Genomic DNA, 13,165 nt, shown 5'->3' with positions numbered 1-13,165 from the left:
AAAGTCGAACGGGATATCGAAGGGACGCCTAGCGGAAACGCGGCGCGCGGCTTGCATTCATCAGCAGTTCCTGCTGGGACGCAAACGGCCCGAGAAGCTTCAGCAGGCGGGTTTCCTCGCCACGGTCAAGGCGATAGCGCTTGGCGAATTCGGCAACGCTCCAGACTTTCTTCAAGCCTTTACTGTCGATCTCGTCGAGATTCATATGCGTGGTCATAAGTATCCCCTTTCTTGCTTATTTGAAACTAAACTCACTCGGTGAATTTTGTTCCGGACAACTCTGAGCTTCTATCGTTAATAATGTATCCTCTAACGAACCCTCACTTCTCTTGGACTTTTATACCATCTTGGCCGATGCTGAGCTCGACGCCCTTTGGCTTCGTTTCTTCGCGATAGACGTAAAAACTAAGCCCGACGACGGCCACGAGCAAAGCGCCGATAACCAGATAGAGATTGTTCGTGCGTGTCATGCATAGCCCCCTGCATATCGTCTGATGGCGGGGAAACGCGTGAGATCTCAAAGAGTTCCCGTGTCGCAGCGATTTCAGTCGTCGTTGGCGGCGTTGAGGTTCTGGGGGCGGATTCCCTCGTCATGAAACTGCTGTCGTAGCCTCAGCCCCGGCCCGGCGCCTGCATCGTCCTCGCCCGCGCCGAGGAAAAGCACGCCCTTTGATTCAAATATCGAGCGTAGCCGATCGGTGACGGCTGCGTTCGCGAAGACATGCGAGGCCTCGGCTTCTTCGATCACGGATTTGGAAAGCCCGGATGCGGCGGCGAGTTCCTCAACCGTCATTCCTGTCATCGCGCGTGCGGCGCGGAGTTGAGAAACCGTTAGCATAGTAGGAAATCTGGAGCGCCGGGCCTCAAAGTCAAGCGGTCTTGGGCGTCGGCGAAGGGGATCGTCGCTGCGACCGGATGAAGCGGTGTTCCAGCGCAATGCAGCCCCAGACGACGCCGAGCAGGAGGTAGAAATGCCGCCAGTGGTCGGTGTCGATAACGTTGCCGATGATCGCATGGCCCAATATCATTACCCACGCGATCATCAGATAGGCCTGCCACGGGCGTTCACGCAGCATGTAGCGGAGGCCGAACCAGAGCGTCGACCAGATCATGATCTGATAGGTGATCGCACCGAGCCAGCCGTAGGTGGTCAGCGTCTTTAGCCAGATATTGTGCTCGTCCTCGCCGAAGATCTTGCCAAAGGCCATGGGGCCGAGACCAAGCGGCCGTTCCATGGCCATCAGGAAACCGATCTTGTGGCGCTCGAAGCGGCCAAGGCGCGCGCCGTCATAGTCCTGCACCAGCTTGGCGCGGTTCGTGAACAGGTCGGAGATCTGCGGGAACTGCAGCGCGATTGCCAGCGCCAGGACGAGGAAGATCGCAGCCCCTCCCGCGATCGCCAGGATCTTGAACCGGAAGACGGTCGTGCGCTCCTTGAGCAGCATGACGATGACGAGCGCGATACCGGCGAACACCAGCAGGCCCCAGGCGGCGCGCGAGAAGGAGAGGAAGATGCCGAGCGCGAGAATGAGGATGCCGGCGATCAGCAACGGCGCCTTCATCAGCGGTCCGGTCAGCAACCGGTAGAGGAGGTAGAGGAGGGGGGCGACGAGATAGGGGCCGAAGACGTTCGGGTCCTGGAAGGCGCCCATGGCGCGATTGTAGCGGGTGAACACATGCGAGCCCGGAAAGGCGTTGAAATAGCCGAGAACGCCAAGCAGCGAGGTGATGATCGCCGCCGCCACCCAGGCCTTGAAGATCAGGTTCAGGCGCCGGTGGTCGTTCTCGATGATCGCCGCATAAAAGACCGAGCTCAGCGCCAGGAAGGTGGAGACGGCGAAATACATCGGCGCCTCGCTCATGTCCTTCATGACGAACATGGAGAACAGGCCGCTCATGTTGAACGTCAGCAGCATCACGAGAAGCGGCGCGACGGTGCGCGATATCTTCAGGCCGAGCAGGAACCAGATGCCGATCTGGATCACCATGATCAGTTCGTAAGGGGCAGGCTCGGAAATGACGAAGCCGGACAGGAAGACGCCAAAGGCGATCAGGCCGGAACCGGCCAGCTTCACGGCGGCAAGCCGGCCGTCGAAACCCGCCGGGTGGCCGCCTGCGCGGCTATAGTCGAGCGTGCTCAATAGGCGTTGTCCGTGTTGAGCAGCCGGATCGGCGTCAGGAACAGGATCTTCAGGTCGAAGAGCAGCGACCAGTTCTCGATATAGTCGAGGTCATAGGCCGTGCGGGCGCGGATCTTTTCGTCGCTGTCGAGCTCGCCGCGTAAGCCATTGATCTGGGCCCAGCCGGTCACGCCCGGCTTGACCCGGTGGCGGGCAAAATAGCTCTCGACCACGTCGACATATTTGCGCGTACCCGTCTGGGCGAGCACCGCATGCGGGCGGGGGCCGACCAGCGAAAGCTGGCCGCGCAGCACGTTGAACAGCTGCGGCAGTTCGTCGATCGAGGATTTGCGCAGGAAGCGGCCGACCCGGGTGACGCGCGGATCGCCCTTGGTGACGGCCTTGACCGCCGTCTGGTCGCTGAGGTCGGTGTACATCGAACGGAACTTCAGGACGTCGATGATCTCGTTGTTGAAGCCATGGCGCTTCTGGCGAAACAGGATCGGCCCCTTCGATGTCGTCTTCACGGCGATTGCCGCGCCCAGCATGATCGGCCAGGTGAGGAGGAGGCCGACCACCGAAAAGACGATGTCGAAGACACGCTTGGCGACCGAATCCCAGTCGCGGATTGGCTTGTCGAAAATGTCGAACATCGGCACCGCGCCCACATGCGAATAGGAGCGGGGGCGGAAGCGGAGCCTGTTCGCGTGGGCGGCCAGCCGGATATCGACCGGCAGAACCCAGAGTTTGCGCAGCAGCTGCAGGATGCGGGCCTCGGCGGTTGCCGGCAGCGCGATGATCAGCATGTCGATGCGGGCGAGGCGGGCGAATTCGATGAGTTCCGCGAAGGTCCCGAGCTTCGGGTAACCCGCGACCACGGTCGGAGAACGCTCGCTGTTGCGGTCGTCGAAGATGCCGCAGATGCGGATGTCGTTGTCGGGCTGCTGTTCGAGCTGGCGGACGAGCTGCTTGGCCGGTTCGCCGCCGCCGACGATGATGGCGCGGCGTTCCATCACGCCATTGCGGCCCCAGTGGCGGATGGCAAAGGCCGTGAGCTGCCGTTCGAGGAACAGGAAAGAGGCGCCGGTGACCAACCAGGCGAAAAGGCCGGCAAGCGGGTAGGGCTTGGGTTCGACGAGATAGAGGGTCGATGCGGTCAGCAGGAAACCGATAGTCCAGCCGACGAAAACCCGCCTAGCGGTGCGCGAGGCGCCGCGCAGCGACGGGATCTGGTAGGTGTCGGCCACCTGCAGAAGCAGCACTGTGAGTGTCGAGCCCCAGGCGATGAGGGCGAAGCGGGCGAAAAAGCCGGTGAGATCGATCGGCGCGAAAAGCGCCCCGACGCCAAGTCCGATGGCAAGCATCGCCAGGAGCTCGAACAACCGGAACAGGCCGATCAGCATCGTCGGCGAATAGCTGTCGTTGCGGAACTGCTCGGCGATCTGGCGGGCAAACGGATTGAGCACGGTGGCGTTCGCCGGATCGTGCTTTTCGTCGGCTGCGCGGAGCTCCGAAACCTTCTTGCGAAGGCTTTCGACATCGAACTGCTCGGACTTGTTCGGCTGGTTCATGGACCGATCCCTTTGGCCTTCCACGCCCGGCGGCGCTGGAAGCCCCGGTGATGCTGGAAGCAATGGGAAACGCTTAGCAAAAAGAGGTGAAGGAAGCCTTTAGCCGCGGCCCGGATCGGGCTTCGAACCTGTCAGGTCTTGATACAGGCCGAGCATCGCGCGGGCCATGACCGAAGCGGAAAACACCGCCTTGAAGGCTTCAGGTTTGGGCATCACGGCATCCTGCCAGCCGGGCGTCGTGACTGCCTCCGTCATGACGCGGGCCAGATCCCCGGCGTCGCCGGGAAGGGCAAGCGCTGCGCTGGTTTCGCCGAGCACTTCCGGAATGCCGCCGACTCGGGAGGCGATCACCGGCTTGCCGGCCGCCAGCGCCTCAAGCACGATATAGGGCATCGCTTCGGCACGGGAGGGGACGACGACGATCTTCGCCATGGCGAACGCGTCACGCGCCGGCATGGCGGGCCTCATCTGGATACGGCGGCCAAGCCCGCGCTCGGCCATCATCGCCTCGTAGCGGTCGCGATCCGGGCCGTCGCCGACCATCAGGGCTGAAAGCGGATGACCGACCGCCCTTTCGGTGCGGGCGAAGGCGTCGATGAAGACATCCGGCCCCTTCAGGTCGCGCAGCATGCCGATATAGAGAAAATGCGGTGCCGCCGGGTCGGTGGCGACCGTCTCGAACTCGGCATCCTTGATGCCGTTGTAGATGACGCGCGATACCTTGCGCGGCTTGCCGACCTTGGCCTCGTAGGTGCGCCGCTCATAGTCGCAGACGAAGACGAGCGCGTCGCCGAAATGTTCCTGGAAACGTTCCAGCCGCAGCACGGCCTGGCCGGAAAGGCTCGACCGGTTGAAATGCAGGCTGCCGCCATGCGGCGAATAGAGGCGGGCTACGCGATACCTGTTGACCCGCAGGGCTGAGCCGATCAGCCGGGCAATGGCGCCACCCTTGGCGCCGTGCCCGTGCAAGATGTCCGGCTGCAAGCTCTTGATATGTTTGTAACTCCTGTAGATGGCGGCGAAATCGGAAGGAGCGATGGCGCGGCGCATCGGAATGCGGGTGAGGCCGAGCGAAAGCAGCGGCCGGATGCTGTCGAAGAGGCGGTCCTCATGGGCTCCGCCGGTCGAGCTGTCGCACAGGATGCCGACCTCATGGCCGGCAGCCCGATGCTCCTCGACGAGGTCGCGCACGTGGCGAAAAATCCCGCCGACGGGCGACCTGAAGCAGTGGAGTATCCGCAGGGGAGCGCCTTCCGCCATGGACCGGTCAGAACAGCCGCTCGCGGACGTAGATCGTGTCGCCGGCAAGCACCGTGGAAGAGATGACGGTGCGGCCGGTGATCACCTGGCCGTTGATCTTGCGGGTGACGTCGACATCGCGCTGGTTGCCGCGGGAGGTGAAGCCGCCGGCGATCGCGATCGCGTTCTGGGCGGTCATCCCCGGCACATAGGAATATTGCCCCGGCCGGCCGACTTCGCCCATGACGAAGACGGGACGATAGCGGTCGATCTCGGCGGTAACGTCCGGATCGCGCAGATAACCCTGCTTCAGGCGCGACGCGATCGAGCCTTCGAGCGCCGGCAGCGTCTGGCCACGAGCTGCCACCTGGCCGATCAGCGGGAAGGCGATATAACCGGCCTGGTCGACCGTATAGGTATTGGTGAGGCCGGGCTGCTCAAAGACGCTGACGCGCAGCCGGTCGCCGCTATCCAGCCTGTACGGCTGAATGGTTGCCTGCTGGAAGCTTTTCGGAGCGGGCGCGTAGCTCGAGCAGCCGGCAAGCGCCGTCGCAGCGAGGGCTAACGCCAGCACCTGTTTGGCCATCACGCGTTTGAAGGGGGCGAAGGACATTTCCGCGGTCGAGGCTCCGGCTGTTCATACCATCTGTCCCCGTTATCGATCCGTTAGGGTTAATGCCCGGTAAAGAGGCCGGGAATTTGGGGATTTTCTTCGAGGTGCTGCCACTGTACTTGGCCATTAACCCTCGCGTTACCATGATCCTTTACTGTTCGCCGAAACCGGATCAGTTGGAGCGTATCATGTCAGGCGTAAACGGTGGCAATCAGGACGTGGATATCGACCTCGGGCGGGTCATCTCGGCGGTCTGGGAACGCAAGGGCAGGATCTTGGGCGCGACGATCGTCGCAGCCGCGATCGCACTGGTCGGAACGAGCCTGATGAAGCCCAGCTACAAGGGCGAGACGCGGCTGCTGATCGAATCCCGCTCGCCGAACCTCTCGGGAGGGGACGCGGCCGCACAGGCCAACGACCCGCTGCTGGACTCGCTCAACATCACCAGCCAGGCACAGCTGCTGCAATCGACCGATCTCATCAAGCGGGTCGCCCGCGACCTCAACCTCGCCAAGCTCAAGGAATTCGATCCGGCTGCGCAGTCCTTCCTGCCTGATCCGCTGGTTCTGATCGGCCTGAAACAGGATCCGATGAAGCTCGATCCGGAAGACCGGGTCATCCAGGAATTCCGCGACAAGCTGAATGTCTACGCGGTCGAGAATTCGCGCGTCATCGCCATCGAGTTCTCCTCGCGCGATCCGAAGCTTGCCGCCGACATCCCGAACAGGATGGCCGAGGTCTATCTCCAGCTCCAGAGCGGTGCCAAGCTCGACACGCATTCCGAGACCGCCAAATGGCTACAGCCGGAAATTGCCAGCCTGACCCGGAAGGTCCAGGAGGCCGAAAAGAAGGTGGCGGATTACCGCTCCTCCAACGGCCTGTTCCAGACCACCGAGACCAACAGCTTCTCGACCCAGCAGCTTAACGACATCTCGACCGAACTTGCCCGTATCCGCGGCGAGCGGGCCAATGCCGAGGCGCGCGCCGAAAACGTTCGGACGGCGCTGAAGGCCGGCCGCGCTTCCGACACGCTGAGCGATGTCGTCGGTTCGCAGGTCATCCAGCGGCTGAAGGAAGCGGAAGCCAACCTACAGGCGCAGATCTCCGACTCCGCGACCTCGCTGCTCGAAGGTCATCCGCGGCTGAAAGGCCTGCGCGGCCAGCTTTCCGGCATCCGTCAGCAGATCGAAAGCGAGACCAAGAAGATCCTCGCGAGCCTGGAAAACGAAGCCGAGATGTCGCGCATCCGCGAGCGCCAATTGATGGGCCAGCTCAACGGGTTGAAGGCGGATTCCGCCAAGGCGGGCGAAGAGGAAGTCGGCCTGCGCGCGCTGGAACGCGAGGCCGCCGCCCAGCGCCAGCTGCTCGAAACCTATCTCGCCCGTTACCGCGAGGCGAGCTCCCGCCTCGAGGGCAATTCGAGCCCGGCCGATGCACGCGTCGTCTCGAAAGCCGTCGAACCGTCGGAACCCTATTTCCCGAAGATCATCCCGATCGTCATCGTCGTCTCGCTCGCGACTTTCATTTTTGGCTGCCTGATCGTCATCGTCATCGAGCTCTTCTCCGGCCGCGCGCTGCGACCGTCGGGTGTTCGTGATGTCGAGGATGACATCATGGTGGAACCTGCCGCATCCGCTCCAGCCACAGCCGCTCCGCTGCCGGTCCATCAGATGCAGGCCGAGGCCGCCCGTTTCGACCGGCCGGAACCGGCTCGCGAAAATCCGAAGCACGCTGCAGCACTCGCCTATGCCAAGATCGCCGAACAGTCGCTCTCGGAGAAGGAAGGCGAGGCAGAGGAAGCCGCAACGGAGGTCGATGACCGAGGCTTCACCATCGGCTCCGTCGCGCATTACCTGCAGCGCCACGATGTGCCTGTCGCGGTCGCCATTTCACCAGGCGGTGACGAGGGCTCGACCGCGACCGTCATGCTTGCCCGCGAGATTGCCGAGAGCGGCCGCACCATCGTGCTCGTCGACATGACCGGTTCTGCCACTCCGACGCAGATGATGGCGGAAAATCCGAAACTGCCCGGCATTACCGACCTCCTCTGCGGCGAAACCGCCTTCGGCGACGCGATCCATCCGGACCGGCTTTCCGACGCGCATATCATCCCGCACGGCGCCTCGGACCCGGCGCGTGCGATGCGCGGCGTCGATCGCCTGTCGATGATCATCGATGCGCTGGCGGATGCCTATGACCTGGTGCTGATCGAATGCGGTCCGGCCGAGATTGCCGGCATCTCCCGCCTGACCCGCAACGCGATGGCAGAAATTATCCTGTCGGTTCCGGGCTTCAAGGATGAGGAGGTCGCCGAACTGGTGACGGATTTCGAGGCGGCCGGTTACGGCAACCTGCTGGTCATGGCGCAGACCGCCGACCGGCATTCGCCACGCCCCGGCAAACGCCGCGCTGCCTGATTATTCGGCTGACGGTTCTGCGTCGGAGGCGGGAGCTTCCGACGCCTTCGGGCACCGGCGGGACCGCCAGCGTTGCACCATCGCATAGAGATGCGGACTGCGCTTGACTGCCGCCTTCCCTTTGGTCACTCCGACCAGGAGCGGCCGCATCACCGAACCTTTCCAGGTCAGCGGTATCAGCATATCGTACTGAACCGTTTCCTGGGTGCACCAATTGCGTTTGTAGGGCTGGTCGCCGACGCCGAAATCGAACACCGAGGCGCCCTCGCGGCAGGATTGCTCGATCATCAGCCAGAACAGCAATTCGCCGGGGCTCGCCTCCGGGCAGACCGTCTCGTCGATCGAGCTGAACTGGCAGATGACATGATCGCCTTTGCGCGACAGGCCGGCGATCGCCGCGATATGCCCGTCATGCTCGCCGCGCAACCGGATGGCATGCAGCATCAGCGGCGTGTCGGTTCCGTTGACCGGAACATCCATGAGGCGGTGGAAGAAATCCTGGATGCCGGGCAATTGAAAGACGTCAGGCAGTCCGAACAGTCTCAGCCGTTCGCCTTTCTGGCGGAAGAAGATGTCGAGCAGGGCGTGTTTTTCGGCGGGATCGGTCGGGGTGAAATGGTCATAACCGCCGATCGCCTCGATCTTGCGGCTCTGCGAGCGGAACTTCTTGCGGCGGCTTTTCGCATTGAGCTGCGCCAGCGTCGCCTCGAAATTTGGAAAGAGCGGCAGCTGGAAGGAATGGTTCTGGTTCTCGATCGAAGCGAACGCGGACAGCGGATGTCGCATGCCCCGCCAGACGAGCGGGATATTGTCGAGGACGACCAAGTCCGCTTTGTCGGAGAGGGCGAGCCTTAGGCTATAGCCGAAGTTCTGAAGTTCTTCCGCATCGGGTGCGGCGAGTTCGGCATCGAAGAGGCCTGTATTGACGTTGTTGAACCGGTGCCCAAGCAGGCGGGCGATCCGGGCGCGGCGTTCCTGGATGATTTCCAGCGGCAGGATGAAAAGCGTGCGACCATCGACGACGCCTTGAACGATCACGAGTTCGCTTTGATGCGCCTGGGCCCAGGCGAAACACCACTCGAAACCCTGATGCAAGGAGTTCTTGGCCAGGCTTTCGAGGCGCCGCCATTCCGCTTCCACGGAGCGTAGATCGTTGCTCAAAACGAGGGTGAGGTCGCAGAACCGGATTGTCGGATCACTGGTTCCGGGAAAGCTCTCTTCCTCGGTCTGCTCTTCGTTTTGGATTTTCCGCTGCTGCATGGCCTCGCCCGCTCATCCCGTTTGGCCGGCAAGATAGAGGGAGCGCACCAAAAATCGGTTTACCGCCGGGCTTGAGCCCCGCGAAACCGTTGCCGCTGGTTAACCGCCGGTAAAACCGTTCAAGGTTTCGGCCGTGGCCCGGCCATCCATTTGATGATCAGCATGGCTGGCAGGATCCAGAGGAGGCCGCTGATCAGGAAGTAGAGGAAATGCACCCACCAGGGCGCGGTGCCAAGCAGCAGCGTCGCGAAGGTCGTCGCGGCAAGCGCATAGAAGATCACCAGGATGATGATCAGGATGGTGCCGATGAAACTTCTCAAACGCGGGACCAAGACGTCTTCTCCTATCCGCGACCGCATGCCGCAAAGCGCCGGGGCTTGTTTTGCATGGGTTGATGGGGCAAAGCAACGCGAAATGCTTGATGGATGCTTGCCATGTGCCGCGTCCTTTTGGCTTGAGCGACAGGAGCATACCCATGTCGGCAACCGATGCTGTGATCATCGATGTCCTGAACCATACCAGGCGCCGCAAGCGCGACCGCAAGGCCGTGCGCATCTGGCTCGGCGTCGTCGTTTTTACGCTGTTCTGTCTGGTCCTGGTCGGCGGCGCGACGCGGCTTACCGACTCCGGCCTGTCGATCACCGAATGGAAGCCGATCCACGGCGTTATCCCGCCGCTGTCGGCTGCGGAATGGGACGAGGAGTTCCGCCTTTACCAGCGCATTCCGCAATATCAGGAAATCAACAAGGACATGACCGTCCAGGAATTCAAGTCGATCTTCTGGTGGGAATGGGCGCACCGGTTCCTGGCCCGCTCGATCGGCCTGGTCTTCGCCCTGCCGCTGATCTTCTTCTGGCTCACCGGCCGTATCGAAAAGCGCCTGCGCGGTCCGCTCGTCGGCCTTTTGGCGCTCGGCGGCTTCCAGGGTTTCATCGGCTGGTGGATGGTGTCTTCCGGCCTCACCAAACTGGTCAGCGTCTCGCAATACCGGCTCGCCACGCATCTGGTCATCGCCTGTCTGATCTTCGCCGCCTGTATCTGGATCATGCGCGGGCTGGCGCCGCACAGCCGTGACCTTCCGCCGACGGCAAGATCCAAATGGGCGGCTGGCGGCATCGCCTTCCTGGTCCTCTTCCAGATCTATCTTGGCGCCCTGGTGGCCGGGCTCGATGCCGGCCTTTCCTATAACACCTGGCCGCTGATGGACGGTGCTCTGGTCCCCGGCGATCTCTTCGTCCAGCAGCCTTGGTGGATCAATCTGTTCGAGAACCCGAAGACGGTGCAGTTCGTGCACCGCTGCGGCGCCTATGTTCTGTGGGCCGCTACTCTCGCGCACATGATCGTTTCTCTCCGGCTGGCCCCCGGCTCGACCCATGCCCGCCGTTCCGTCCTGCTGTTCGGTCTGGTGACGCTACAGGCCGTCATCGGTATCTCGACGCTCGTCATGCAGGTGCCGCTCGATCTGGCGCTGACGCACCAGGCCGCCGCGCTGGTCGTGCTCGGCTTCGCCGTCGCCCACTGGCGCGCCTTCGTCGGCGAATATCCGCCGGAAACCGCGATCGTCACAGGCGGCTGATGCCCGAGTGGAGTGAAAACCTTCGGAAGGCGGGCGGATCGATTTCCGTCCGCTTTTTTTCTGCGAAAAATCTGCGGCCCGATGTCGGCGACAGTGTCCTTCGCCCGTCCTCGAGACATAGTTCAAAGGCTTCGGCCAAGGAGAGGGTAGGGTTATGGCAAGGACAATCGCAATTCTCGTCGCAAGGCTGATCTTCGGCGGCCTGTTCGTCATGGCGACGACGTTCAAGTTTCTCGACATGCAGGCGACGGCCGTCTTCATCTCAGGCGCCGGATTTCCGTTTCCGCTGTTTCTCGCCTGGATCGCGGCGATCTTCGAGGTGGGGCTGGCTCTCGCATTCCTGACCGGCGCCTTTTTCTCCGAAGCGGCGCTACTTGCCGGCGCCTACGTCATCTTCCTGGCCTTCGCCTTCCATGGCCCGAGCCATTGGCAAGCCAACCAGGCGGAGTTCGGCTTCTTCGTCGACCACTTCACCTTCCTCGCCGGCCTGCTCTTCGCCGCCGTGCATGGCCCCGGCGAGAAACTCGCCGTCCATCTGGGTTTGAAGCGGACGCTCGCTTAGGCCTGTTGCCGCACACGTTGGACCGCGGCGGCGACGGCAAGCTCGTCGTCGCGGTCTTTCGCATTGCCGTCCTCTTCATGCCAGGCGGCCGACAGGCAGCCATAGGCGAAGGCGTATTTAAGGATGGTGCGGACGTCGCGGCCAAGCGTTTCGGCAAATACGCCGGCCATGGAGGCAATGCGTTCTTCATTCCGGGTGAGGTCGAAGCGGTCGAGCGGATTGGAAAACATGTTGGCGACATCGAGCGCGGCATCGCCGATGAGGCCAGCCGGATCGATGATCAGCCAGCCACGCGGGCCAAGCATGATGTTTTCGTGATGCAGGTCGCCATGCAGCGGCTTGATGTCCCGCTGATCGGCGATCAGCGTCTCCGCCAATTCCGCCGCCGCGATGAACGGGCTGGCAACACCGTCGCGGTGGTCTGCCTCGGCCTTCTCGAACAGGCTTTTGAAATAGCGGGAAAGCGGCATCAGGCTTGCGGGCGGAGCCATGTCGGACGCCCGATGATACTCCGCGAGGACCTCGGCGGCGATCCGGGTTGCGTGCTCGTCGCCATGGGTTTCCATATGATCGCGCAGCGTCATCGTGCCTGCGTGTTCCATCAGCAGGAGGTTGCCGGAACGCGCGATCAGCCGAATGCAGCCGACGCCATCCCGCCAGGCCATGAAATCGGCCCCGCGAAGACTGTCTTCCAATGCCCTGGGTTTCAGCACTTTGACGATATCGATCTCGCCGCCGGCACGCGTCACTTCATGGACGGTGCCGACGACCGTATCGGCGATCTGTCTGGCGGTTTCGATCCGCCAATCGCCAGGAAAGGAAAAGCTTCCCGCCATCAGGCCGAAAGCATCAGGTCCATGTTCTGGACGGCGGCACCCGAGGCACCCTTGCCGAGATTGTCGAGCAAGGCCACAAGATTGACATGCGCGCCGCCCGGCGTGCCGAACACGAAAAGCTTCATCGTGTCGGTATCGACCAGCTCTTCCGCATCGACGCGGGCAAGCGCCTTGCTCTCTTCGAGCGGCACGACGGTGACGATGTCCTGGCCGGCATAGTGCTCGACCAGCACCTTGTGGATGCCTTCGATCGTCGTGCCTTCCTGGAGATCTTCGAGGAAGAGCGGCACCTGCACGATCATGCCTTGTGCGAAGCGGCCGACCGACGGCGAGAAGAGGGGCGCGCGGTCGAGCTGGCCGTGGATCTTCATCTCCGGCACGTGCTTGTGCTTGAGTGGCAGGCCGTAGAGAAAATTGTTGGCCGAGATGGCGTCTTCTCTGGACGAGTCTTCCATCTGCGCGATCATCTGCTTGCCGCCGCCCGTATAGCCGGAAACGGCATTGACCGTGACCGGATAACCGTCGGGCAGGATGCCGGCGGCGCGCAGCGGCCGGATGAGGCCGATCGCGCCGGTCGGATAGCAGCCCGGATTGGCGACGTGCCGGGAGGCCTTGATCTTGTCGGCCTGCGTCTTGTCCATTTCCGCAAAGCCATAGGCCCAGGACGGATCGACGCGGAAGGCGGTCGAGGTGTCGATAACCCGCACCCTGTTGTTGCCGGCAAGCATTTTCACGGCTTCCCGCGACGCATCATCGGGCAGGCAGAGGATGGCGATATCGGCGCTGTTCAGGAGATCCTCGCGCATGGCGGCATTGCGCCGCTCCGCTTCCGGGATCGACAGCAATTCGACGTCGCGGCGGCCGGCCATGCGGGTGCGGATCTGCAGTCCCGTGGTGCCGTGTTCGCCATCGATGAAGATTTTCGCTGTCATGGTCATTGTCCTGTTAGATCAGTGCCTTGGATTGGATGC

General features: G+C 62.5%; 14 protein-coding genes. 3 read left to right on the top strand and 11 right to left on the bottom strand.

The features are described from left to right. Positions 1–28: 28 nt before the first annotated feature. The 7 genes from ABCW43_RS04240 to ABCW43_RS04210 all read right to left on the bottom strand — a co-directional run bounded on the left by ABCW43_RS04240 (position 29) and on the right by ABCW43_RS04210 (position 5,516). Positions 29–217, bottom strand: a complete 189-nt coding sequence (locus ABCW43_RS04240; protein WP_105402980.1) for a hypothetical protein — start codon at positions 215–217, stop codon at positions 29–31. 103 nt (positions 218–320) lie between these two features. Continuing rightward, positions 321–470, bottom strand: coding sequence for a hypothetical protein (locus ABCW43_RS04235; protein WP_345922240.1), 150 nt, complete (start codon positions 468–470; stop codon positions 321–323). Positions 471–544: 74 nt separating this feature from the next. Then, complete coding sequence (locus tag ABCW43_RS04230; RefSeq protein WP_345922239.1) at positions 545–793, bottom strand: DNA-binding protein; 249 nt, start codon at positions 791–793, stop codon at positions 545–547. Between the two features lie 76 nt (positions 794–869). Beyond that, the gene (locus tag ABCW43_RS04225; protein ID WP_345922238.1) at positions 870–2,141 is read right to left on the bottom strand and encodes an O-antigen ligase family protein; all 1,272 of its coding nucleotides are present in this window, start codon (positions 2,139–2,141) and stop codon (positions 870–872) included. Then, complete coding sequence (locus ABCW43_RS04220) at positions 2,138–3,691, bottom strand: undecaprenyl-phosphate glucose phosphotransferase (protein WP_345922237.1); 1,554 nt, start codon at positions 3,689–3,691, stop codon at positions 2,138–2,140. Before ABCW43_RS04220 ends, ABCW43_RS04225 begins: the two co-directional genes overlap by 4 nt. A 99-nt stretch (positions 3,692–3,790) precedes the next feature. Beyond that, positions 3,791–4,951, bottom strand: a complete 1,161-nt coding sequence (locus ABCW43_RS04215; RefSeq protein ID WP_345922236.1) for a glycosyltransferase family 4 protein — start codon at positions 4,949–4,951, stop codon at positions 3,791–3,793. A gap of 7 nt (positions 4,952–4,958) precedes the next feature. Continuing rightward, positions 4,959–5,516 (bottom strand): polysaccharide biosynthesis/export family protein, encoded by a 558-nt coding sequence (locus ABCW43_RS04210; RefSeq protein ID WP_345923334.1) that lies wholly within the window; start codon positions 5,514–5,516, stop codon positions 4,959–4,961. A gap of 215 nt (positions 5,517–5,731) precedes the next feature. Between ABCW43_RS04210 and ABCW43_RS04205 the strand changes: the two genes are divergently transcribed. Beyond that, positions 5,732–7,960, top strand: a complete 2,229-nt coding sequence (locus ABCW43_RS04205; protein ID WP_345922235.1) for a GumC family protein — start codon at positions 5,732–5,734, stop codon at positions 7,958–7,960. On the opposite strand, the gene ABCW43_RS04200 is transcribed toward ABCW43_RS04205, so the two are convergent. Together ABCW43_RS04200 and ABCW43_RS04195 are read right to left on the bottom strand one after the other, a co-directional pair. After that, complete coding sequence (locus tag ABCW43_RS04200) at positions 7,961–9,220, bottom strand: GNAT family N-acetyltransferase (RefSeq protein ID WP_345922234.1); 1,260 nt, start codon at positions 9,218–9,220, stop codon at positions 7,961–7,963. 119 nt (positions 9,221–9,339) lie between these two features. Beyond that, the gene (locus ABCW43_RS04195; RefSeq protein WP_210011459.1) at positions 9,340–9,552 is read right to left on the bottom strand and encodes a DUF2842 domain-containing protein; all 213 of its coding nucleotides are present in this window, start codon (positions 9,550–9,552) and stop codon (positions 9,340–9,342) included. Between the two features lie 143 nt (positions 9,553–9,695). Between ABCW43_RS04195 and ABCW43_RS04190 the strand changes: the two genes are divergently transcribed. Together ABCW43_RS04190 and ABCW43_RS04185 are read left to right on the top strand one after the other, a co-directional pair. Next, positions 9,696–10,796: a COX15/CtaA family protein gene (locus ABCW43_RS04190; RefSeq protein WP_345922233.1), complete on the top strand. Its 1,101-nt coding sequence runs from the start codon at positions 9,696–9,698 to the stop codon at positions 10,794–10,796. Between the two features lie 154 nt (positions 10,797–10,950). After that, positions 10,951–11,358, top strand: coding sequence for a DoxX family protein (locus tag ABCW43_RS04185; protein WP_345922232.1), 408 nt, complete (start codon positions 10,951–10,953; stop codon positions 11,356–11,358). Here ABCW43_RS04185 and ABCW43_RS04180 read toward each other — a convergent pair. Then, positions 11,355–12,194, bottom strand: a complete 840-nt coding sequence (locus tag ABCW43_RS04180) for an aminoglycoside phosphotransferase family protein (protein ID WP_345922231.1) — start codon at positions 12,192–12,194, stop codon at positions 11,355–11,357. The two genes, ABCW43_RS04185 and ABCW43_RS04180, sit on opposite strands and share 4 nt — an antisense overlap. Next, positions 12,194–13,126, bottom strand: a complete 933-nt coding sequence (argC, locus tag ABCW43_RS04175; protein WP_345922230.1) for an N-acetyl-gamma-glutamyl-phosphate reductase — start codon at positions 13,124–13,126, stop codon at positions 12,194–12,196. Before argC ends, ABCW43_RS04180 begins: the two co-directional genes overlap by 1 nt. Positions 13,127–13,165 lie beyond the last annotated feature (39 nt).

Source organism: Neorhizobium tunisiense, assembly GCF_039631515.1.
Taxonomy (GTDB): domain Bacteria; phylum Pseudomonadota; class Alphaproteobacteria; order Rhizobiales; family Rhizobiaceae; genus Neorhizobium.
Note: the sequence above shows the minus strand (reverse complement) of the source record. Positions and strands in the feature narration are given on the sequence as shown.